Raw genomic sequence first — 21,311 nt, 5'->3', positions numbered from 1 at the left:
TCGAAGGGGCTGCCTTGAGTCAACACCCATTCGACGCCGCAGCGTAGTGCTCGCGATGGTGCCGCGCCGTGTTCAGAGAACGCTCTCCTCGTAACCGGCATCGGCGACGGACCCCACGCCCGGAAAGAGCACGAGGCACGTGACGTCGGTATCGGACTCGTTTCGTGCACCGTGCCATTCGTTGCGCGGGAGCAGCGCGACCTGCCCCGGCCGCAGCTCGCGCGCCTCGCCGTCGGGACCGGTCATGATCGCGACGCCGTCGAGCGCGACGATCAACTGATCGGCATGCGGGTGCCGGTGCAGATGGTGCTCGAAGCCGGGAGGGAAGCGCGCGAAGTCGATAGCGAGCGCCGGCGTCGCGGTGATCGCGGCACCGACGAGATGCCGCGACCACTGACCGACCTCCATGTCTGTGCGCTTGACCCATTCCTCGGGAACGTCGTCGTAGTCGATGATGCGCATGGGAGACCTCCTCGTCGAGCGCCGAACCGGTGCGATCCTAGCTCGCGACGATGCGCTCGCCGCCGATCCACACTCCCCTGACGCGACGGGATGCCGCGACATCAGCCGTGGGATCGCCCTCGACGAGCACCAGATCAGCACGCAGACCGGGTGCGATGCGTCCGCGATCCTCGAGTGAGAACACCTGCGCCGCCTGCGAGGTTGCCCCCTGCAGCGCCTCGGTCGGAGTCAGTCCGGCGGCGACCAACCGCTCGAGCTCGTCGTGGAGCGATTCGCCGAACGGCACCTGGTGCGGCACATCGGGGTTGTCGTTCGAGTCGGTGCCGACGAGCACGGTGCTGCCGGCGTCGCGGAACGTGCGCACGGTCGCCTCGGCGAAGCCGTACTTCATGCGCGCCGCGGGCACCAGGGCGCCGACGATCTTCATCATGAGCTTGCCGTCGACCTTCTCGACGATGCCGTGCATCATGCCGAGCGTGGGGATGATCACGGTGCCGTTGCGCGCGATGAGCGCACGGGTCTCGGCGTCGAGCTCGGCGCCGAGCGCCGCATGAGTGACGACATCGACACCGGCGTCCAGCGCGGAGCGCAGCGTGTAGGCGCTGACCACATGGGCGACGGTGAGGTAGCCCGCCTCGTGCGCCGCCGTCACGATCGCCGCGACCGTGGCGGTGTCGATCGGCTTCGCGCCGGGAAACTTGGGGTCTTCGATGATGATCTTGATGACGTCCGATCCGTCGGCCTTGCGGTCCGCGACGAAGCGCGCGGCATCGCCGGGCCCCGTCACTCCGGTGGAGGCGGGCATGCCCACCTTCTCGATGAACATCGAGCCGGGCCCGCTGGCGGGGTGACCGGCACTCTTCACGTCGGGAACTCCGGTTGCACTCTTGAGCTCGGCGAGGCCCTCGAGGCTAGGTGTGCCGAGGTCGAAGATCGTCGTGATGCCCGCGCGGGCCGCGGCGGCGAGGTGCGCCCGGGTGCGGGGGTGAGCATGCGTGTCGATGAATCCCGGCAGCAGGGTGGCACCGGCGCCGTCGACGATCTCGGCGCCGTCGACCCCGGCATCCGTGACGATCACGCCCTCGTCGATGACGACCGTGGTCGGTTCAGAGATCTTGTCGCCATCGAAGACACCTACTCCGGTGATTGCGGTGCGGGTCATGGGACATCCTTGTCTCACGGCTCCGTAGCCGTGCTCGGGTGAGGCGGGAACGTTCGCCTGGCCAGGATATATGCACTGGCCGCCACTTGATGGCGCACCCCCATGCGTGACCGGAATACCCGGCATGCGCACGGAGCACCCATGATCGCCGCCTCGGACCTTGCGGCCGAGGGCCGCAGGAGGTCGTCTTGCCTCACGTCAAGATGTCCGGGAGTGAGTGATGCTTGCCTCACGTGAAATGTCCGCGTAGCTCAGGCGGCGGGGCGGGTGCCCTGGGTGCGGGCGGCGGCGAGTTCGATGAGTTGTTGCTGGATCTGGTTGATCCGTCGGGTGATCCGTGCCGGGTTCAGCTTCGCATGCTCGCGCTCCAGTCGGGCGCGGGTCTTCTCGTCGAGCACACCGGCGTCGAGCAACCGCTGGTAGGGGGTACGTGGCTTGTCGTAGACGCGCTTCTTCCGGCCGGCTGCGGTGTGGGTCCAGTCGATCGCTTTCACGCAGGGCAGCAGATGGTTCTTGCGGGCCATCACGAAATCCCAGAGCTCGTTGAGCAGGGTCATCTCCGCCTCGGTCTCGTAGCGGTAGCGGAACGCGTGTTTGCGGACCCAGTCGCCGTTGCGTTGCTCGACGTGCGCGTTGTCGTTGTGCTTGTAGGGACGCCCCCGGGTGACGGGGATCTCCTTCTTGTCCGCCCAGGCGATCACGCCCCAGTTCATGAACTCGGATCCGTTGTCGAAGTCGAGCCCGGCGACCGGGACGGGCGCGTTCTTCACCATCCATTCCAGGGCGCCGTGCACGTGCACGTAGGCGTTGTTGCGGATCGTGCGCAGCATCGTCCACCCCGCGACCGGGTCGGTGCCGGTCAGGGTGCGCAGGAACTCGCCTTTGAGGGAGTGGCCGCAGTGCGCGACGGTGTCCAGCTCCAGGAACCCCGGGACGGTCAGCGGGGCGTCCATGCTGGTGCGCGTCGGGATCGAAGAGCGCAGGATGTGGGACGGCTTCGTGCCCGAGACCGCGACCGGGTAGGCGGCGTCCTTGTGCGGTTTCAGGTACCGGTCGATCGTCGCGGCGCTCATCGATCGCAACTCGTCCAGCACCTCCGGTGTGACCCGCTGCTCGACCTTGCCGAGCTCACGGAAGCGGACGAGGCGTTCGAGGGTGTCGTCCATGATCGCCGCGAAGTACTTTCCCGACGGCTGCCCGGACAGCCGCCAGACTTCTTGCAGCACCACGAGCGCATCGTAGGAGTACTTCCGCTCACGCGGCTTACGCTGCTGATCGCGCGCGGCACCTTTGCGTGCGTTCGCGGCACGGATCGCGCGGCGCGCGTGATCACGCGTCCAGCCTGTCGCGTGCACAAGCTCGTCCAGCAGCCGGCCCTTCTCTTCCTTGCCTGCTTTCGCATACTCGCGGGCGAACTTCTTCGTGATCTCACGGCGCGCCGCCATCGACAACTCCCTGCTCATCACCCCAGGGAACTACGCGGACATTCCTACGTGAGGCACGCGCAGCCCTTCCCGGACCTTTTAGCTGAGTCTCGTCGCCCGTTCGCACGGTGCGGCGCGACGCTGTAAGATCATTGCTTGTGCGTCGCGCGAGCGGGCACGCGCCACCTTAGCTCAGACGGCAGAGCGATTCACTCGTAATGAATAGGTCAAGGGTTCGATTCCCTTAGGTGGCTCTATAAAACCTTGATCAGCGCGGTAATATATCGAGTTTGGGCGCCGTTTGCCCACATTCTGCCCACACATTGAGTTGGTCGAGGCCCGCGCCCTCCTTTCCGAGGTCACCCGCCCATCGGCTGTGGCGTTCGCTATCCATTGCATGGAGACGCCACTCCCAACCATGGTCAGTAGGACGATCGAACGGACCGCGAGCTTCACCAGTCCGCTTCCGCCTCTTCTGTTTCGGCACCGTCAATGGAAGGAGGGGCGGCCGAGTTCGGCCGCCCCTCCGCTTTTTCTCCGCGCTATCGTGCCCCGTCCCGAATCTGAGCACGCTTTGCCGCTTCGTCCGCGAGCTTCCGCTCCGCCAGAGCGGCGACGACCTCGAGGCGGGATCGGGGAATGAAGGCGATCCCGTCGGCGTCGCCGATCACGACGTCCCCAGTGGTGACGGCTACCCCGCCGATGGCGACGGGGCCACCGATCTCTCCGGGGCCGTTCTTGTAGGGGCCAGCGGGCGTGACGCCCCGGGCGAACACGGGCATCCCGACTTCTTCGATCGCCTCGGCGTCGCGGACGCAGCCGTCGATGACGAACCCCGCTATGCCGAGACTGAGCGCACGCTCTGCGATGAGGTCCCCGATCAGCGCACGGGTGCGATCGCCGAAGCCGTTGATCACGATGATCTCGCCGGGTTTGGCGACGTCCAGCGCCGCATGGACGATCTGGTTGTCGCCTGCCGCCGTCAGCACAGTGAGTGCGGTACCCACGAGGCGTGCCCCTGGCCAGACGGTCGAGATGCCGGCGTCAGGCGAACCCAGGCGATCCATCGAGTCCACGATGCTGGATGTCGCCAGCTTCGACAGCTGGGTCTTTTCCTCGGGCGTGAGCGGCACGCGGTCGACGCCGGAACCCTCGCGTGGTGTCTCAGTCACTGATGGCACGCTCACGGGGTGGCCAGCAGTTCTTCGATGATGGGCTTGATCTCCGTTTCGCGGTCCTCCCAGGTCGCGGCCGCCTCCTCAGCTGACATCCAGCTCGCGACGGTTGCGGCGCCGGCGAGCTTCTCGACAACCTCAGGATCTTCCGCCGCCGCCTGCAGCGCAGCCTCGAGCGAGGCCACGATGTTGTCGGGTGTGCCGGCGGCTACCGACATTACGAAACGGCTGTCCATAGGGGCGACGTCGTAGCCGGCGCTCACGAGGGTGGGCACGTCCGGAATCAGCTCGCTGGGCTCGTCGTTGATCACCGCAAGCAGACGGATGTCTCCGGCCTTGTAGGGGCCGAAGAAGCTCGACACGCCCCCGAGGGCGACGTCGATCTCGCCGGAGAGGACGGCGGCTACTTTGTCGGCGCCGCTGTTGTAGTGGACGATGTTGAACTCGAGGTCCGCTTCGTTCTCCAGGATTCGGAGGTTGATGTGGTCGTCGCCGGCGCGGGAGTCGGTGCCTGCGGTGACGGTGCCCGGATCGCTCTTCGCTGCTTCGAAGAGGTCTTCCACGGTCTCGTAGGGGCTGTCCGCGCCTACCGCGATGACGATGGCGTTGGTCGCGAACGCCCCGATGGGGGTGAAGCTCTCACGATCGAAGGTGGCGTTCTTCGCGGGGTCGAGGTATCGCCCGAGGATGGACGGCAGGTTCGTCGGCCCGAGAGTTGTGCCGTCGGGGTCGGACGTCGCCAGCTGCGTGAGGCCGATGACCTGGCTCCCGCCTTCGACGTTCACAACCTTGATGGTCGCGTCCAACTCTTCCTGCATCACCGGTGAGACGATGCGGGCGAGGATGTCGTTGCCCGCGCCGGCTGCGGAGGGCACGATCCACTCGATCGTGGTTCCCGCGTCGGGCCATGCCTCTGCAGAGGGTTCGGCGCTCGGCGACGCTTCGGCGGTGCTCGAGCAGGCGGCGAGGGATGCCGCGGCGAGGGCGGCGAGGGCGGCGAGTGTCAGTCGACGGTAACTGTTCACTTTGTGGTCTCCTTCTCAGTGGGGATTGTGTTGCGGGTGGGACGCGGGCGCCGCGGACTGCGGCGCCCTACGAGGGTGGCGAGGAGGGGGCGGAAGACGCCCAGGAGAAGCGCAACGACACAGACGACGAGTAGTCCGATCGCGATGGGGCTGCTGGTGAAGATGCCCCAGTCGCCACGCGAGAGCGCGAGGGAGCGTTGGAAGTTCTCCTCCAGCATCGGCCCCAAGATGATCGCGAGTACCAGTGGTGTCAGCGGAACGCGTAGCAGGTGGAACACGTAGCCGATGACGCCGGCGGTGACCATGACGTAGATCTCGAATGTGTTGCCGCCGATCGAGAAAGTTCCTAGGAACATGAAGGCGAGGATCGCTGCCATCAGGTAGGCGAAGGGCAGCCGAAGCACGGCGACCCAGACGCGCACCAGCGGCACGTTGAGGATCAGGAGGATGACGTTTCCGACCAGAAAGCTCGCGATGATCGCCCAGGCGACTTCGGGGTTGTCTCGGAACAGCAGCGGGCCCGGGATTAGCCCGTTGATGGTGAACGCCCCAGCCATGATGGCGACCGTCGCGGAAGTGGGGATGCCCAGAGTGAACAGGGGAATCATGGACGAGACGGCCAGCGCGTTGTTCGCGGTCTCGGGACCGGCGACGCCCTCGATCGCTCCCCGCCCGAACTGGGCTCGGTGATGCTTTGAGAACCTCTTTTCGGCGGCGTAGGACGCCAGCGAGGTGGCCGCTCCGGGAGAACCGGGAAGCAACCCCATGAAGAATCCGATCACCGAACCTCGGGCGAACGGTCCCCACGAACGGCGGTAATCCTCACGGGTGGGGAAGAGGCGGCCAACCGACAACGGCTTCGGGATGCCGCGGGGCCCCCGCTGCGCCTGGGCGAGGATTTCGCTAAGACCGAAGGCGCCCATGACGATGGCGACGAGCGAGATCCCGTCGAACAGCTCCGGCAGATCGAAACCGAACCGCACGATGCCCACGCCGGAGTCGATTCCCACGGTGGCGATGGCAAGGCCGAGGCCGGCGCTGACGAGCGCCTTTGCGGGGTTCTTGCCCGCGAAGCTCGTGATGAGCGAGAGCCCGAGGAAGGCGACGAGGAACAGCTCGGGTGCGCCGAACTCGAGCGCAATACGGGCGAAGGGTGCCACCGCGACGAAGCCCAGCACGCCGACCAGGCCGCCGAGGAACGATCCAATGGCGGCGATCACCAGCGCGGGTCCGGCTCGGCCCTGCTTGGCCAGTTCGTAGCCGTCTAGCGTGGTCGCCACCGACGATGCCTCGCCCGGGATGCGCAAGAGCACGGCGGTGATCGTCCCCCCGAACGCCGCGCCGTAGAGGATCGCTGCGAGCATGATGATCGCTGTCGTCGGCGACAGGGTGAAGGTCACCGGGATGAGGAGGGAGACGGCGGCGGCGGGGCCGAAGCCCGGAAGCACCCCGACGAGCATTCCGAGTACGCACCCCATGAGCGCGAAGAGGAGGTTCTCAGGCGTGAGGACCGTCAGGAGGCCCTGGAAGAGCGCATCGAAGCCCATGATCAAAACCCGACCATTCGGAGCAGCTCGAAACCCGCGTGCGGCAGCGCAGTGCCGAGAAGGGTCTCAAAGACGAATCGACTTGCGATGGCCGCCCCAAGCCCTACGATCAGGGCGATCCACCATCGCCGCTCACTCACAAGCGTCATGACGGCGAACAGCATCAGCGTCATCGTCGCGAGGTAGCCGAGCCAGGGGAGCACCACGGCGGCGAGGAGGAGAGCGAGCACGACGATCGCCACCCGCCGCACACCCGTCTTGTCGGGGAGGTCGTTGTCATCGTCCTCCTCATCGATGCCGTCGACCACGAGCACTCCGATGGCGGTGTCGGTCGGCGGATCGACACGGTCGAAGCTGTCGCTCGGCTCGCCCCTGCCGGGGCTGTCGGCGCCCGCGTGGCGTCGGCGCCTCTCGCCGAGAATCTGCAGGGCCCACATCAAGGAACCGAGTGCAACCGCACCGCCGGCGACGAGCGGGAAGAACCCGGCGCCCACGCCGGTCGTGTTCGTCAGGCCGTACCCGAGACCGGCGATGGCGATCGCACCGCCACCGAGCATCCCCAGCGTGACGACGCTCCACTCCAGGTATGTCCTGGCGTTCCCTCCGGGGACCGCTGCCACATCAGACGTCATCGTCTACCGCCTCTCTGCGGATCTGCGAGCTCTTGCACACGTGCGCAAGTTCAATTGCGCGCTTGCACAGGATTGCAGGATAGGACACACTTGTCAACGCAATCGCCTGACGCCTCAAAGGAGAGCGCATGAGTTTTCGAGCTGTGGCAACGCGCCATACCGCCGCACTGAGTGCCAACGAGCAAAAAGTGATGACGGTCCTTCTCAGCGCCGCGACATCCGATACGACCGCGGCGGACGTCGCCGCACAAGCGGGGACGCACGAATCGACCGTGGTACGCCTGGCGAAGAAGTTGGGATACCGGGGCTACCCCGATCTTCGGCGCGACCTTCGCGCGGATGAGTCGGATGCGTTCCGTCCGGGCGCACCGATGCGCACAGAGTCGGGGGCTGATCTCGCAGCATTCGTCGCAGACGAACGGGCCGGTCTCGCGCGGCTTGCGGAGTACGTACATCAGGGCGAGCTGGAAGAGGCCGCCCGAACGCTCTCCAGGGCGAGTGTCGTCTACGTCTTCGCGAACGCGGACTCTAGCGCTCTGCAAGAACTCCTGGCCCGCAGGTTCCGGCGACTCGGCATGGTGGTGGTGAGTCTGTCCCCACAGGCGAAGGATCTTGCGGAACGCTTTGTCCCCTTCGACTCCTCCAGCGTGCTTGTCGGATTCGCCCTCCGCGAGACTCCGCGGATGCTGCCGCCGCTGCTGGGCGAGGCCCGGCGCCGCGGTGGCCGGTCGCTGCTCATTACGGACGTCCCCGGAGCCCATCTCCGGCCGGCCCCCGACCAGACGATCGCCGCGATCCGCACTGCGGACAGCGAGTACCGCACCATCTTGGTGCCGATGGCCATCTGCTACGCCCTGCAGCTGGCGATCTACCACCTCGACGCGGAGCGCTACCGCGCGGTACGCGAAGACGTCGATGGGCTCACACGCATGCTGGGTGGGACGGACGAGATTCCGCTGCGGCCGTGAGCGCGCCGCCCTGGAGGGTAGCGCTCAGCCTTCAGGCTGCCCTGTCGCAGGCATCGTGGGTGGGTGTCCGCATCATGATGGGCTACCGAGCGCTCGAGCTGGGCGGTGGCGCGCTTCTGCTCGCCATCGTCGCTGCGTCCTTCGCCGTGCCGACCATCGCCGCGGCTCTGCCGGCCGGTCGGCTCAGCGACAGGGTCGGCGGAAGCGTCATCGCGTTCACGGGTCTCGTGATCGCGTGCATCGGAGCTGCTATCGCGGTCTTCGTGCCGCAGTCGATCCCTCAACTCATCGTCACTACGCTGATCATCGGCTTCGGGCACCTGTTCGTCACGGTGGGGCAGCAGACCTTCGTCGCGCACGCGAGTCGCACGGGGTCCGCTGACAGCGGGTTCGGTACGCTCACCGCCGCCGCATCGCTCGGCCAGTTGATTGGGCCGCCAGCCGTGACCCTCGCGATGACCCTGGCCTCGTCGACGCCGCACCGCATCAGCATCGGCATCTCGGTGTGCCTGGCGTTCACCGCCCTTGCTCTTCCCCTGGTGCTCCTGTTGCGGTCAAGCGACGTAGGGCGAAAATCAGTTCGGCGGAACGGGTCTCGGCGGACACCGCTCGCCGACGTGATGAGAGCCCCGGAGCTGTGGCGTGCGTTGACGGCCAGCGGCGCCGTCCTTGTCACGGTCGACCTGCTGTATACGTTCGTTCCGCTCTGGGCCGTCTCGCGCGACATCACGCCGCTCACGGTCGGGCTGCTTTTGGCCCTGCGCGCCGCCGTCTCCGTTCTTAGTCGTCTCGGCCTCGGCCGGCTCGTCGACAGGTTCGGCCGCCGAACACTTCTCCTCAGCGCGATGGGGATCGGCGCGATCGGGCTCATCGCGCTTCCGTTCGCTGACCAGTGGACCGCGATCCCTGTGATGATCGCGATGGGCATCGGACTGGGCCTCCCTCAGCCTTTGACCATGGCCTGGACCATCGCGATTACACCCGCAGGGGCACATGGTGCCGCTCTGGGTCTGCGTCTTACCGCCAACCGCGCCGCGCAAGTCGCTATCCCCCTCCTGGTCGGACTCATTGCCGCTCCGATCGGGCTTGTCGGAATCTTCTGGGCGAACGCGGCGGTGCTGGCTGGTGGAGTGCTCATCGTCGCCACATCCCATACCAGCGGCACGACCGGCGGTGACGAGGCCCCATGAACGGTCCGCAGCAATCACCGGTGGCATGGGGGACGCCAGCGATGGCACCGCCGACTACGGGTTTCGCCCCGACACTCTCTGCCAACGAGCAAGAAAATCTATATCGGGAGATCGGCCGTGCCCACGTCTTGCCCACACGTCACACAGATTGGCTCTCGGTCTGCTGATCCAACCCGACTCTGAACCCGCGCGATTCAGCGGAATCTGATCGAAATCGACGCCGCAAACAGCTTGAATGAGGGTTCGATTCCCTTAGGTGGCTCCGATTCTCGCCGATGACGTTCTCGTCTTTGCGGTGATCGCGCTCGGCCATCGTCGGGACGTCTACGAACGTCAACGCGTGCCCATGAGCCACCCCCAAACCGGCTTCGTGACGCTGATCCGGTCGGCCGGTCGCGAGAATCGCGGCGCACGATGTGCGGATGATCCGCGTCGGCCCGCGCCGCTGCCGCGCGCAGGCCCGGCCCCGGCATCCCGCCCCCTCTGTTCTAAATCTGCACAGCCGCCGAGCTTGCACTCGCGCCCGTCCTACTGTCGAGCACGTTCGACAAGCTTGAGGAAAGGACGACGATGTCTGCACCCACGTTCGGTCTCTGGTACGACTTTCGCAACCCGCAGCAGTATGCGCAGCCGATCGGGCCTCTTTATCGGGAGACGCTGGATCAGATCGTATGGGCTGAGCAGCTCGGCTTCGGATCGGTGTGGCTGAGTGAGCACCATTTCGCTCCCGACGACTACGCCTCGTCTCCGCTGATCGTGGCGGCCGCCATCGGGGCGCGCACGACGACGATGCAGATCGCGACGAACATCGTCGTCGCCGCGCTGCACAACCCCATCCGCCTCGCCGAGGACGCCAATGCGCTCTCGCTGCTGACGGACGGCCGCTTCGACCTGGGCGTCGGCCTCGGTTACAACGAACGCCAGTTCACGTCGTTCGGGCGCGTCCGCAATCAGCGCCCCAGCCTGCTCGAAGACGCGATCGCCATCATCCGCACGGCATGGAGCGGCAGCGACGAGGGCTACCAGGGCAAACGCCTCTCGATGCCGCCCGTCAAGGTGACCCCGATGGCGGAGAAGACGCCGCGGATGCCGATCGGCGCCGTCGCGCCGGCGGGTATCGAGCGCGCGGCCCGGCTCGGCGACGGAGTCATCACGCTCTCGAACGCCAGCTTCGACACGTACCTCGATGCGCTCGTCGCCAACGGACGGCCGCTCGAGGACGGCAACATCTACGCCAGCCAGTGGGTCGTGCTGGCCGAGGACCCCGAGAAGGAGTGGAGCCGGATCGGCGAGAACGTGCTCTACCAGGTCAACAAGTACATCGAGTGGGGATCCTTCGAGGGTTCGGGTGTGGCCGATCACTTCGACGCGCCCGACGATCTGCTCGACTTCGGCATCTATCAGCTGTGGGATGCACCGAAGGCGGTCGACGAGCTGGTCTCGCTCGCCCGCCGCTACCCGCAGGTGCGCGACTATCACTTCTGGGCGCAGTTCCCCGGAGAGACGGTCGAGTCCGGGTCGGCGCGCATCCAGTACATCGCCGACAACGTGATCCCGCAGGTCACCAGCCAGCTGACGAGCGAACCCGCTCTGGCCTGACGAGCGACCGGGCCGAGCCGATGCCTCAGCGGATCGGCCCGGTCCGGCTCCTCAGGAGTCGAATCCCATGCCGAGCGCATCGAGGGTCTTCAGCAGCGCGTTGCGGCGGCCCTCGTTGTGATCGGCGCGGTCCATCGACCAGCGCACCAGCTCGACCCCGATCGTGGCGGCGGGTTCGGGTGGAAAGGGGATCGGCTTCTCCCGGACCATGCGCAGCGCGGTGCGCTCGGTGTGCTCACCCGACAGCAGATCGAGCATGACGTCGGCGCCGAAGCGCGACGCGCCGACGCCGAGCCCGGTGAACCCCGTGGCGTACGCGACGCGGCCGCGACGGGCCGTGCCGTAGAACGCGCAGAAGCGTGAGCAGGAGTCGATCGCTCCGGCCCAGCGGTGCGAGAAGCGCAGTCCCTCGAGCTGCGGAAAAGTCGTGAAGAAGTGAGCCGCGAGCGTCTCGAACGATGACGGCCGCTCCTCGTACGCCGCGCGCACCCGGCCGCCCGGGTGGTATACGGCGTCGTATCCGCCGAACAGGATGCGGCCATCCGCCGTGCGCCGGTAGTAGTGGAACTGATTCGCGAGGTCGGCGATGCCCTGACGGCCCTCCCAGCCGACGGACGCCCACTGCGCCGCGCTGAGTGGTTCGGTGACGAGCACGTAGTCGTAGACGGGAACGGTCATGAGACGGTTGCGGCGCAGGAGCGAGGGGAACACGTTCGTGCCGAGCGCGACGCGCTCCGCACGAACAGCGCCGGCGGCAGTGCGCGCCAGGAGGCCCGTGCCCGCGTCGGCTTCTGTCAGCCCCGTCACCCGAGAGTGCTCGAAGATCTCGACCCCGAGCTCACCCGCGACCCGCGCGAGCTCGCGGGCGAGCTTGGCGGGGTGCACGAGTGCGGTGTCCCGCCGCTCCCAGGCGCCCGCGAGGTAGGTGGGGGAGTCCACGAGCGCGCGGGTCTGCGCGGCATCCAGGAACCCCGGGTCCTGCGCCACCCAGTCGATCTGGTGCGGTTCGACGGCGACCGACAGTGTGCCCGTGCGCTCGAACTCGGCATCCATCCCGTACCGCGCGATCGTCGCCTCGATCTCGTCGAGATTCTGCCGGCCTAGGCGTTCGAGCCGTGGGAACTCCTCGGGCCAGCGACGGATGCCGTTCTCGGCGCCGTGCGTGAGACTGGTCTCGCAGAAGCCGCCGTTGCGCCCCGACGCCGCCCACCCGACCGTGCGCGCGTCGAGCACCACGACGCGCAGATCGGGGTCGCGCTCCTTCGCGCGGACCGCCGTCCACAGACCCGTGTAGCCGGCGCCGACGACGACGAGGTCTGCCGGCATGTCACGGGCGAGCCTCGGGTGCTCAGGCTGTGCGATGTCATCGCGCCAGAACACGGCGTGCCGTGTGTCGCTCAGCGCGTTCGAGACGACGGATGCCGTGGGCCGATGGCGCTCGAAGACGGTGCTGTGCATGTCATCGTTCCTCTTCGCTCGGCGGGGCGAGCCTCGAGTGCAGCCACGCCTGCGCCCGCTCGAGGTATGCGCGGGCGAGCGGCAGCGCCGGGCCCGCCGATTCGAATCCGTGGGGCGCGCCGGCGACGTCATCGAGAGTGCAGTCCACGCCCGCCGCGTCCAGCGCACGGGCATAGGCGATGTCCTCCGCGTTGAACAGCTCGGCCGTCCCCGTGCCGATCCAGGTCGGCGGCAGGCCCGCGAGGTCGGTGCGGCGGGCGGGCACCGCGTACGGCGGCATGCTCTCGCCGCCGGGTTCGACACCCAGGTAGGCGCGCCACCCCACTCTGTTGGCGCGGTTGTCCCACACGGAGTGCCGCACGGCGTCGAGGTCTCGGTCCGCGGCCGTCCGGTCATCGAGCATGGGGCAGAACAACCACTGCGCGGCGGGTTGCACACCATCCTCGTCGACGAGGCGCTGCACCAGCCCCGCGGCGATCCCGCCACCCGCGCTCTGGCCGCCGATCGCGATGCGCTCCGCGTCGATTCCGTGCCGGGGCGCTTCTGCCTGCAGCCACTCCCACGCCCGATGGCAGTCCTCCAGCGGCTGCGGGAACGGGTGCTCCGGCGCGAGCCGGTAGTCGATCGAGGCCACCGTGATCCCGAGTTCCTCGACGAGGGCGACGTTCCGGCGGTGATCCTGCGCCGCGGCGCCGATCACCATGCCACCGCCGTGGATCCACATCAGCGCCGCTCCCGTGCTCTCGCCCGCCGGGCAGAAGAGGTGGATCCGCGCGCCCGGACCGAGATCGACCCGCTCGTACGTGACCCGAGCGGTGGAGCGCGGGGTGGGGGCGAGCGACATCAGCCCGCGGATCATTGCGCGCTGCCAGGCGTGGGTGATCGGGATGTTCGGGATGAACCGGTAGACGCGACGCAGATCGGGGTGAAGATCGTCTGCGGACATCCTCCGCGGCGGTTGTGGGTCCACGACTTCATCCTGCACGCATCCGAGACCTGTGTGGCCGGGCTAGGCTGCGGACCACCCACCGTCGCTGGCGAGGATCACGCCGTTGACGTTGACGCCGTCTTCGCTCAGGAGAAACGTGATCGAGGCGGCGAGCGCGTCGGACTCGACAGCATCCGGCATGACCGCCATGCCCGCGCGCACACGCTCGGCGCCCAGCGCCGACGCGAAGCTGGCCTCGATGTTGGTGATGGTCGGGCCGGGGGCCACTGCATTGACCCGAATGCCGGAGGGGCCGTACATGAATGCGCTCGACTTCGTCAGTCCGACGACCGCGTGCTTCGAGGCCGTGTAGGCGACGCCGGCGGCCGAGCCACGGAGCGCGGCTTCGGAGGCGGTGTTCACGATCGAGCCGCCGCCCTGCGCGAGCATCGTGGGGATCACGGCGCGCATGAGCTTCATCGTTCCGGTGACGTTGACGCGGAACACCCGCTCCCATACCGCGTCGGTGACCTCGCCGACCGGGGTCATGTCATCCATGATGCCGGCGATGTTCGCGAGTCCGTCGATCGTGGAGCCCGCGGCAGAAATGATGCCCTCGACGCCGGCATCGTCGGTGATGTCGGCGACGAGCGCGACGATGTCGGAGCCGGGGTGGTCGGCGACGAACTCGTCGAGCCGCTCCTGCGAGACATCCACGGCGATGACGCGCCCGCCTTCGCGAGCGACGCGCGAGGCCGTGGCGCGACCGATGCCCGACCCGGCCCCGGTGATGATGTGGGTCTGTCCGGTGAACCGGCCGGTATCGATGCGTTCCGTCCATTCCCGCAGCGGAACGGCCATGGATGCTGCGCCGCCATCGTGCGGGGAACGTTGCGATTCCTCGGCAAGCGGCGTTGAGCCGGCGGCCGAAGCGGGCACGTCACCGGCGGCAGCACGACGGACGAGGTCGTCCAGCATCTCCTGCGTGAACGATCCCCGGCTCATCTTGACCAGCCGCTTGATCGCCAGTCGTTTCACGGGGCGGAAGACGTCCGGCGACTGGCCCGATTGTGCGAGCAGGTCGCGCAGGATCGCACCGCCTACGGGATCGTCGAGCCAGGTGGCGATGGATGAGTCGCCCGAGAGTGCGGAAGTTGCGGTGCCCATGAGGAGTTCCTTTCTACCGGACAGCCATGTCCGGTTATAGGCTACACCGGTGTCGTCCGCCGCAGAAGATCTCCCCAAGGCCAATCGGGGACGGGCAGCGGGGCCCGCGAACAGGCGTGCGCTGATCGCGGCGGCGCGCGAGGTCTTCGCCGAACACGGGCTCGCGGCCCCGCTCAATGCGGTCGCACGTCGAGCCGGGGTCGGACAAGGGAGCCTCTACCGTCACTTTCCTGATCGCACCGCGCTGGCGGCGGCCGTTTTCGAGGAGAATCTCGACGACCTCGAGCGGTTCGCGGAGCCTGCAGATCGTACCCTCGACGATCTTCTGGATCGGGTCGTGGCGCAGGCGATGGTGTCGACGGCATTTATCGAGTTGACGACGACGCACCGTGACGATACTCGGGTGATGCACCTCGGTGAACGCTACCGGGGGGTGGTCGAGCGTCTGCTGGAGCGTGAGAAGTCCGCGGGTTATGTGGCTTCGCATATCGAACCTGAGGACGTCATGCTCGCGACGGGGATGCTGGCGACCGAGCTTGCGCGGTGCTCTCCGACCCAGCGCACCGACGTCGCCGCAAGAGCGCGTGCGCTCTTTCGTGCCGCATTCGTGCCGCGCTGATGCGCGCCCACGCATGCGTCCTCAGAAGGGTGCGTCGTCGGTGTCGGGGACGAATCCGATGGTGACGGGTGGTGGGGTGTCGACGTAGTGGAGTCCGCCGGGTGAGGTCCATTCGATGACTCCGCCGGGGTGGTGTTTCACCCGCCAGGGCGTCTCACCCTTGAGGGTGTGATGTCGTCGGCAGAGGGCGCAGAGATTCCTGTGATCGGTGGCCCCGCCGAGGGCAAAATCCTCACCGTGGTCGACGTCGCACCGGTGGGTGGGCATGCGACACCCCGGGAATCTGCAGTGCGGATCCCTCACCCTCAAGTGCCTGGTCAAGTCCGCCGAACGTGTGTATCTGTCGACGGCGAGGACCCCGCCGGTGATGGGGTCGGCGAGGACCCGTTCCCATCCGGGGACGGATTTCGCGAGGATTCTCGCGGTGTCGAGGTCGATGGGGGTGCGTCCGACGAGTTCTGCGGGGTCGTCGGTCACGCCGGCGAGTGCGAGGGCGGGGACGGTGACGTTGACGGTCGCGCGGATGGAGGCGAGTCCGCCGTGTCCGTCGCCGAGTCCTTCGCCGGTCTCGGTGTCGATCCGGTGCGTGAGGACCATCTCCATGAGCACGTCCGCGCGCACCTGATCCAGGGTCCGAGAATCCACGATGCTGCCGCCCGCGACGCCCGCGCCAGCCGCAGGCTCGCCAGTCCCAGCTGCGCCCGCAGCCGCCGCGTCCGCGGCTTCGGCGGCGTGTGCGGTGTTGAGGACGTCGCGGGCGATGTGGGTGATCATGTCGTGGATCCCGTGCACCGGCACCGCCGGGCCCCGCAGCAGAAGTTCGGTCATCCCGTCTTCGACGTCCCGCACCCACACCCCGCCGCTCTTGCGCGCGACCTTGTGCCGCTCCGCAAAAGTGGTCGGCTGCACCTGCTCCACGAGCCGTGCGAGCTGCGGCCCGAGCCGCCCGGGTGTGGTGGACGCGGCCCGCTCCAATGCTTCGATCTCGAACGCGGCGCGAATGTCCGGGTCGGTGAGTTTCACCCCGTGTTCGACGATCGCCCGCACGTGCCCGACCGACACCGCCCCTGCCGCCAGCGCCTCAAACGACGCCGCGAAACGCGTCACGAGGGTGTGGGCGTCGTTCATTCGCCGCTGCACGGACCGGTCCGGTTGCCGCGCACACGCCCCGAGCTCCGCCGCAAGGGCACGCAACGGGAGTTCCGCTTCGCGGCCGGCGCTGCGGGGGATCTCCGCCACTCGCTCCAACCCCACCGCCTGCGCCCGCGCCAGCACGCTCATCGCCTGAGCTTCCGCGGCAGCAATAGCGGCCACCGCGGCCGCATACTCCGCCGCCAACCCCGCCGCGACAGCATCCACACGATCGACGTTGTCGTCGTGTGCGTCGCCGCCGGACCATGTGTTCATATTCGAACTCTACGCGGGACCACCGACATCGAGATTCGAAGATATGTATTTCCGACGCCCCACGGCGAAATACTTGGTGAGAGTTCTTTCATCGAGAGCGCGAGCCGGTATATGTGCCGCCCTTCGACCGGCTCTGGGCGCGCACATCGGCTCTGGGCGCGGGCCCGTATTGCGCCGCGCCGCCGGGAAGCGTCACCCACACGCGCGTCCCGCCGGCGGGGGAGTCGTCGATGCCGATGCGCCCGCCGTGCGCCTGCACGATGCGCCGGCACGTGGCCAGGCCGATGCCCAGCCCCTCCACGGCCGAGCTCGCGCCCCGCTCCATCAGCTCGAACATGCGATCGCGGCGCTCGACGGGCACTCCGGGGCCGTTGTCGTCGACGGTGAGGCGCCATCCGCCCACGAGGTCATCGCCGCGCACGTCGATCCGCGGCGTCGTGCCGGCTGCCGCGGTGAACTTCAGCGCGTTGGCGACGAGGTTCTGGATGAGTGCCCGCAGCAGAGTGGGGTCGCCGATCGGCCGGATCGGCGCGTCGATGCTCACGACGGCATGCGTCGATCGCACCAGCGCGCTCAGATCCTCGAGCGACTCGCCGCAGATCCGTTGCATGTCGACGGCGCCCCGCCGTGGCTGCGCTCCGCCGATACGGGCGAATTCGAGCAGGTCCGATACCAGCGCCGTCATCCTCTCCGCCGCCGACTCGGCTCGGCCGAGGGCCGCGGCGGCGTGGGGTGCGTGCGCCATCTCCGGGCTGTCGGAGGCGAGCTCGAGAAACCCCGAGAGCGCCATCAGGGGGTTGTGCAGATCGTGGCTCACCTGCGCGGCGAACGACGCGAGCTGCTCGTTGGATCGGGCCAGCTCGTGCGTGAGGCGACGCAGCTCCAGTACGTCGACGACCTGATGGGCCAGACATCGAGCGCGGCGCTGTGCTCGGCGCGCAGCCCGCCGGGGCTCTCGTCGAACACGCACAGGGTGCCGATCGCGATGCCGTCCGGGGTCACGAGGGGGCTCGACGCGTAGGATGCTGGAGCACGACCGCGCACATCGAGTCCTCGCGGGTGCAGCTCGCCGGCTCGAACCCGACCGCCGCGACCTGGTGCTGCATCCTGTCGTCGATGATGTTGATGACCGCGGTGGACACTCCGCCCAGGATGACCGCGCCCGTCGTGCCGACGTCGGACCCATGCCGGCCGCCGCTAATCTGTGAAGCGTGGCCGACACGGTGGGACTGATCGCTGAGGTCTTCACCTGGATCGGCGTGGGGGCGGGGCTCGCGCTGCTCTTCGTGGCCCTCGTCGCGCGCATCGCGGACGGCACCTGGCTGCCCGCTCGGGGCGTCATCGAGCACACCGATGACGGTTCGGTCGTGCGATGGTTCGACGACGAGGGCGGCGTGAACGAGGCGGCGCTCACCGACCACGACGTTCGCCGGCTCGACTCGCGCGACATGGCCGACATCTACTACCGGCACGGCTGGCACAACCGCATGCGCCTGGATGCCGGCTCTCACGCCGTGCGCGCGCTCGTGCGCCTCGCGCTGCTGATGCTGGCCGTCGCCCTGGCCGCGTACGCGGCGGGATGGATCGCCCTGATCGCCGAAGGATGATCCTGCGCGTACATCCGGGATCGCCAAGAGCATAGATTGCTAGCTAAGCTAGCGATCGTGAATCCCGACACCCGCCGCTCGCTGCGCGACGCCGCACCCGACGATTCCGACCCTCGCGCGGGCCGACCGAGCCGTTGGCTGCGGATCGGCATCCCCGTCGTGCTGATCCTCGTCTGGCTGATCGGCGGCTCTGTCGGCGGGATGTACTTCGGCAAGGTCGAGGAGGTCTCCACCAACGACCAGTCCTCGTTCCTGCCCGAGAGTGCCGACGCGACGCAGGTGCAGGAGAGGCTTCCCGACTTCGTGGGATCCGAATCCATCCCCGCCGTCGTCGTCGTCACGGGCGACGGCGAGCTCACGCCCGATCAGCTGACGATCACGACGGACCTGCCCATCGCCTTCGCCGAGATCGAAGGGGTGTCGGGTGACGTGTCACCGCCGATCCCCTCCGAGGACGGCGAGGCGGTTCAGCTGTTCGTGCCGATCGACGCCGACGGCGAGATCCGTGACGTCGTCGCCGAGCTGCGCAGCATCGTCGCCGAGCTGCCCGACGGCCTGGAGGGCTGGGTCACGGGTCCAGCAGGCTTCACGGCCGACCTCTCCGAGGGCTTCCTCGGCATCGACGGGCTTCTTCTGCTCGTCGCCCTCGGCGCCGTGTTCGTCATCCTGATCATCGTCTACCGCTCGCCGCTGCTGCCGATCCTCGTACTGGCGTCGTCGCTGTTCGCGCTGTGCGTCGCCCTGCTCACCGTGTGGTGGCTGGCCTACGCCGGCATCGTGGTGCTCAACGGGCAGGTACAGGGCATCCTCTTCATCCTCGTGATCGGCGCGGCGACCGACTACGCCCTGCTCTACGTCGCCCGTTTCCGAGAGGCGCTCTCGCACGGAGAGGCGCGGTGGCGGGCCACGCTGTCCGCGTGGCGCGGGTCGTTCGAGCCGATCCTCGCCTCGGGCGGCACGGTGATCGCGGGCCTTCTCTGCCTGCTGCTGTCCGACCTCGCCACCAACCGCGCCCTGGGGCCCATCGCCTCCATCGGCATCGTCTTCGCCATGCTCGCGGCGCTGACCTTCCTGCCCGCGCTGCTGGCGGTGTTCGGCCGCGTCGCGTTCTGGCCGTTCGTGCCCAAGCGTCAGGCCGCGGCATCCGACCCCGTGCGCGACGGCCGCGGAGTGTGGCCCGCCACGGCGCGCCTGGTCGCGCGCCGCGCCCGCCCGATCTGGATCATCTGCACCGTCGTGCTCCTGGGCGCGAGCGTCGGGATGCTGCAGCTCAAGGCCGACGGCGTCTCGTCGAGCGATCTCGTGCTCGGTGCCTCGCAGGCCCGCGACGGCCAGGCCGTGCTCGCAGAGCACTTCCCGGGCGGGTCGGGCAGCCCCGCCTACGTGATCGTCCCGGAGGGCGAGATCGCCGCCGCCACGACGGTGCTCGCGGACGCCGACGGCGTCGACGGCGTCGCGGTGGCCGCGGAGGATTCTCCGACCGGACAGGCCTCGGTGAGCGTCGTTGACGGCGACGTCGTCTTCGAGGCGGCGGGCCCGCCGGGGACCCCCGCCCCGGAGCCCACGGTGTCGGAGGGCGACGTCCTGCTGCAGGTCACCCTGGCCGACCCCGCGGACTCCGCCGCCGCCGAGGAGACCGTGGCCCAGCTGCGGGCGGACCTGGACGCCGAGCTCGGCTCGGGCACGGCGCTCGTCGGAGGTGTCACCGCGGTGGCGCTCGACACCAACGCGACCTCGATCCGCGACCGCACGCTGATCATCCCGATCGTCCTGATCGTGATCCTCGCCATCCTGATGCTGCTGCTGCGGTCGGTGCTCGCCCCCGTGCTGCTGATCGCCACCGTGATCGTGTCGTTCGGGGCTGCGCTCGGCATCAGCGCGCTCGTGTTCAACCACCTGTTCGGATTCCCGGGGGCCGATCCCGCGGTGCCGCTCTACGGGTTCGTCTTCCTGGTGGCGCTCGGCATCGACTACAACATCTTCCTGATGACGAGGGTGCGTGAGGAGTCGCTTCGCCACGGCACGCGCCAGGGCATCCTGCGCGGCCTCGTCGCCACGGGTGGTGTCATCACCTCCGCGGGTCTCGTGCTCGCGGCGACGTTCGCAGCGCTCGGGGTCATCCCGATCCTCTTCCTCGCGCAGATCGCGTTCATCGTCGCGTTCGGCGTGCTGCTCGACACCTTCGTCGTGCGCTCGCTGCTCGTGCCCGCACTCTCGCACGACATCGGGCGTGCGATCTGGTGGCCGAGCAAGCTCTGGCGCGCGGGTCCGGACGCTCCGCACACCGCGGCGGCGGGGCAGACGGATGCCGCCACCCGGCGTACGCTCGAGACATGAGCAAGGCGCTGTTCATCGTCGACGTGCAGAACGACTTCACCGAGGGCGGAGCGCTCGCCGTCGCCGGCGGCGACGCGGTGGCGGCCGCCATCACCGGGCACCTGCGTGCGCACGCGGGGGAGTACGAGCTGATCATCGCCTCCCGAGACTGGCACGCGGCAGAGGGCGACAACGGCGGACACTTCCACCCCGAGCCGGACTTCATCGACACGTGGCCGGTCCACTGCGTCTCGGGTACGGAGGGCGCCGAGTACGACCCGGGCCTGGAGACCGCGGCGGTGACCCACCACGTCAAGAAGGGGCAGGGTGTCCCCGCCTACTCCCTCTACGAGGGCACGACCGATGACGGCCGCCGCGTCGCGGAGCTGCTCGAGGAGCATCACGTGCTCGAGGTCGACGTCGTCGGCATCGCGACCGACCACTGCGTGCGGGCCTCGGCGCTGGACGCGATCGCGCACGGCCGGCGCGTGCGCGTACTCACCGCGCTCGTCGCCGGCGTCGCGCCCGAATCGAGCGCGCGGGCGCTCGCCGAACTCGGACACGCGGGCGCGGAGATCGTCTGACCCCCGCGGGAGGATGCCTGCCGGGGCGCGGGCCCCGGCAT

The 21,311-nt window shown here is 68.3% G+C and carries 21 protein-coding genes and 1 tRNA gene; 10 read left to right on the top strand and 12 right to left on the bottom strand.

Annotated features, from left to right (window positions below; translation table 11 throughout):
- Positions 1–72 precede the first annotated feature (72 nt).
- The 3 genes from AB2L57_RS13985 to AB2L57_RS13975 all read right to left on the bottom strand — a co-directional run bounded on the left by AB2L57_RS13985 (position 73) and on the right by AB2L57_RS13975 (position 3,087).
- Entirely contained in the window at positions 73–462 is a 390-nt protein-coding gene (locus AB2L57_RS13985) for a cupin domain-containing protein (RefSeq protein WP_409047377.1), read from the bottom strand.
- A 37-nt stretch (positions 463–499) separates the two neighbouring features.
- Entirely contained in the window at positions 500–1,624 is a 1,125-nt protein-coding gene (locus AB2L57_RS13980) for an amidohydrolase family protein (protein WP_409047376.1), read from the bottom strand.
- A 251-nt stretch (positions 1,625–1,875) separates the two neighbouring features.
- The gene (locus tag AB2L57_RS13975; protein ID WP_409046856.1) at positions 1,876–3,087 is read right to left on the bottom strand and encodes an integrase; all 1,212 of its coding nucleotides are present in this window, start codon (positions 3,085–3,087) and stop codon (positions 1,876–1,878) included.
- A gap of 142 nt (positions 3,088–3,229) precedes the next feature.
- Between AB2L57_RS13975 and AB2L57_RS13970 the strand changes: the two genes are divergently transcribed.
- Positions 3,230–3,302, top strand: a tRNA-Thr gene (locus tag AB2L57_RS13970).
- 288 nt (positions 3,303–3,590) lie between these two features.
- Here AB2L57_RS13970 and AB2L57_RS13965 read toward each other — a convergent pair.
- Genes AB2L57_RS13965 through AB2L57_RS13950 form a run of 4 tightly spaced genes read right to left on the bottom strand, consistent with a single transcriptional unit; the run spans position 3,591 to position 7,427 of the window.
- A complete protein-coding gene (locus tag AB2L57_RS13965) occupies positions 3,591–4,220 on the bottom strand; it encodes an RraA family protein (RefSeq protein WP_292813013.1) in 630 nt (209 codons plus the stop codon).
- Between the two features lie 11 nt (positions 4,221–4,231).
- On the bottom strand, positions 4,232–5,248 hold the full coding sequence (locus AB2L57_RS13960) for a Bug family tripartite tricarboxylate transporter substrate binding protein (protein WP_409047375.1): 1,017 nt from the start codon (positions 5,246–5,248) through the stop codon (positions 4,232–4,234).
- Entirely contained in the window at positions 5,245–6,795 is a 1,551-nt protein-coding gene (locus AB2L57_RS13955; protein ID WP_292814176.1) for a tripartite tricarboxylate transporter permease, read from the bottom strand. Before AB2L57_RS13955 ends, AB2L57_RS13960 begins: the two co-directional genes overlap by 4 nt.
- Positions 6,796–6,797: 2 nt before the next feature.
- Positions 6,798–7,427 carry a tripartite tricarboxylate transporter TctB family protein gene (locus AB2L57_RS13950; RefSeq protein ID WP_292814179.1) on the bottom strand — a complete coding sequence of 210 codons (630 nt, stop codon included), beginning with the start codon at positions 7,425–7,427 and terminating at the stop codon, positions 6,798–6,800.
- Positions 7,428–7,555: 128 nt separating this feature from the next.
- On the opposite strand from AB2L57_RS13950, the gene AB2L57_RS13945 reads away from it, so the two are divergent.
- The 3 genes from AB2L57_RS13945 (at position 7,556) to AB2L57_RS13935 (ending at position 11,184) form a co-directional block, all read left to right on the top strand.
- Entirely contained in the window at positions 7,556–8,395 is an 840-nt protein-coding gene (locus AB2L57_RS13945) for a MurR/RpiR family transcriptional regulator (protein WP_292814182.1), read from the top strand.
- Complete coding sequence (locus AB2L57_RS13940) at positions 8,392–9,585, top strand: MFS transporter (RefSeq protein ID WP_292814185.1); 1,194 nt, start codon at positions 8,392–8,394, stop codon at positions 9,583–9,585. Before AB2L57_RS13945 ends, AB2L57_RS13940 begins: the two co-directional genes overlap by 4 nt.
- A gap of 570 nt (positions 9,586–10,155) precedes the next feature.
- Positions 10,156–11,184: an LLM class flavin-dependent oxidoreductase gene (locus AB2L57_RS13935; RefSeq protein WP_409047374.1), complete on the top strand. Its 1,029-nt coding sequence runs from the start codon at positions 10,156–10,158 to the stop codon at positions 11,182–11,184.
- 51 nt (positions 11,185–11,235) lie between these two features.
- Here AB2L57_RS13935 and AB2L57_RS13930 read toward each other — a convergent pair whose 3' ends face one another.
- The 3 genes from AB2L57_RS13930 to AB2L57_RS13920 form a co-directional block, all read right to left on the bottom strand.
- Complete coding sequence (locus tag AB2L57_RS13930) at positions 11,236–12,642, bottom strand: NAD(P)/FAD-dependent oxidoreductase (RefSeq protein ID WP_409047373.1); 1,407 nt, start codon at positions 12,640–12,642, stop codon at positions 11,236–11,238.
- Between the two features lies 1 nt (position 12,643).
- Positions 12,644–13,588 carry an alpha/beta hydrolase gene (locus tag AB2L57_RS13925; protein ID WP_409047372.1) on the bottom strand — a complete coding sequence of 315 codons (945 nt, stop codon included), beginning with the start codon at positions 13,586–13,588 and terminating at the stop codon, positions 12,644–12,646.
- A gap of 63 nt (positions 13,589–13,651) precedes the next feature.
- On the bottom strand, positions 13,652–14,737 hold the full coding sequence (locus AB2L57_RS13920) for an SDR family NAD(P)-dependent oxidoreductase (RefSeq protein ID WP_292814197.1): 1,086 nt from the start codon (positions 14,735–14,737) through the stop codon (positions 13,652–13,654).
- A gap of 49 nt (positions 14,738–14,786) precedes the next feature.
- On the opposite strand from AB2L57_RS13920, the gene AB2L57_RS13915 reads away from it, so the two are divergent.
- On the top strand, positions 14,787–15,356 hold the full coding sequence (locus AB2L57_RS13915; protein WP_292814199.1) for a helix-turn-helix domain-containing protein: 570 nt from the start codon (positions 14,787–14,789) through the stop codon (positions 15,354–15,356).
- 21 nt (positions 15,357–15,377) lie between these two features.
- Here AB2L57_RS13915 and AB2L57_RS13910 read toward each other — a convergent pair whose 3' ends face one another.
- Both AB2L57_RS13910 and AB2L57_RS13905 read right to left on the bottom strand, forming a co-directional pair.
- A complete protein-coding gene (locus AB2L57_RS13910; protein WP_409047371.1) occupies positions 15,378–16,763 on the bottom strand; it encodes a DUF222 domain-containing protein in 1,386 nt (461 codons plus the stop codon).
- Between the two features lie 88 nt (positions 16,764–16,851).
- A complete protein-coding gene (locus AB2L57_RS13905) occupies positions 16,852–17,580 on the bottom strand; it encodes a sensor histidine kinase (RefSeq protein ID WP_409047370.1) in 729 nt (242 codons plus the stop codon).
- Between AB2L57_RS13905 and AB2L57_RS13900 the strand changes: the two genes are divergently transcribed.
- Genes AB2L57_RS13900 through AB2L57_RS13880 form a run of 5 tightly spaced genes read left to right on the top strand, consistent with a single transcriptional unit; the run spans position 17,572 to position 21,270 of the window.
- Positions 17,572–17,784, top strand: a complete 213-nt coding sequence (locus AB2L57_RS13900; RefSeq protein WP_409047369.1) for a hypothetical protein — start codon at positions 17,572–17,574, stop codon at positions 17,782–17,784. The two genes, AB2L57_RS13905 and AB2L57_RS13900, sit on opposite strands and share 9 nt — an antisense overlap.
- A gap of 1 nt (position 17,785) precedes the next feature.
- On the top strand, positions 17,786–17,971 hold the full coding sequence (locus AB2L57_RS13895; protein ID WP_409047368.1) for a hypothetical protein: 186 nt from the start codon (positions 17,786–17,788) through the stop codon (positions 17,969–17,971).
- Positions 17,972–17,974: 3 nt separating this feature from the next.
- On the top strand, positions 17,975–18,370 hold the full coding sequence (locus AB2L57_RS13890; protein WP_292815131.1) for a hypothetical protein: 396 nt from the start codon (positions 17,975–17,977) through the stop codon (positions 18,368–18,370).
- A gap of 57 nt (positions 18,371–18,427) precedes the next feature.
- Positions 18,428–20,707, top strand: coding sequence for an MMPL family transporter (locus tag AB2L57_RS13885; RefSeq protein WP_409047367.1), 2,280 nt, complete (start codon positions 18,428–18,430; stop codon positions 20,705–20,707).
- Positions 20,704–21,270: an isochorismatase family protein gene (locus AB2L57_RS13880; protein WP_292815133.1), complete on the top strand. Its 567-nt coding sequence runs from the start codon at positions 20,704–20,706 to the stop codon at positions 21,268–21,270. Before AB2L57_RS13885 ends, AB2L57_RS13880 begins: the two co-directional genes overlap by 4 nt.
- Positions 21,271–21,311: the final 41 nt, after the last annotated feature.

This window comes from Microbacterium sp. HA-8, from assembly GCF_046111165.1.
Taxonomy (GTDB): domain Bacteria; phylum Actinomycetota; class Actinomycetes; order Actinomycetales; family Microbacteriaceae; genus Microbacterium.
This window is presented reverse-complemented; position numbering and strand designations above follow the sequence as displayed.

Coding starts and splice junctions, on each gene's coding strand:
- AB2L57_RS13950 (WP_292814179.1), bottom strand. CDS start 7,427: ATGACGTCTGATGTGGCAGCGGTCCCCGGAGGGAACGCCAGGACATAC.
- AB2L57_RS13945 (WP_292814182.1), top strand. CDS start 7,556: ATGAGTTTTCGAGCTGTGGCAACGCGCCATACCGCCGCACTGAGTGCC.
- AB2L57_RS13880 (WP_292815133.1), top strand. CDS start 20,704: ATGAGCAAGGCGCTGTTCATCGTCGACGTGCAGAACGACTTCACCGAG.
- AB2L57_RS13935 (WP_409047374.1), top strand. CDS start 10,156: ATGTCTGCACCCACGTTCGGTCTCTGGTACGACTTTCGCAACCCGCAG.
- AB2L57_RS13975 (WP_409046856.1), bottom strand. CDS start 3,087: ATGAGCAGGGAGTTGTCGATGGCGGCGCGCCGTGAGATCACGAAGAAG.
- AB2L57_RS13920 (WP_292814197.1), bottom strand. CDS start 14,737: ATGGGCACCGCAACTTCCGCACTCTCGGGCGACTCATCCATCGCCACC.
- AB2L57_RS13895 (WP_409047368.1), top strand. CDS start 17,786: ATGCTGGAGCACGACCGCGCACATCGAGTCCTCGCGGGTGCAGCTCGC.
- AB2L57_RS13985 (WP_409047377.1), bottom strand. CDS start 462: ATGCGCATCATCGACTACGACGACGTTCCCGAGGAATGGGTCAAGCGC.
- AB2L57_RS13925 (WP_409047372.1), bottom strand. CDS start 13,588: ATGTCCGCAGACGATCTTCACCCCGATCTGCGTCGCGTCTACCGGTTC.
- AB2L57_RS13930 (WP_409047373.1), bottom strand. CDS start 12,642: ATGCACAGCACCGTCTTCGAGCGCCATCGGCCCACGGCATCCGTCGTC.
- AB2L57_RS13910 (WP_409047371.1), bottom strand. CDS start 16,763: ATGAACACATGGTCCGGCGGCGACGCACACGACGACAACGTCGATCGT.
- AB2L57_RS13980 (WP_409047376.1), bottom strand. CDS start 1,624: ATGACCCGCACCGCAATCACCGGAGTAGGTGTCTTCGATGGCGACAAG.
- AB2L57_RS13955 (WP_292814176.1), bottom strand. CDS start 6,795: ATGGGCTTCGATGCGCTCTTCCAGGGCCTCCTGACGGTCCTCACGCCT.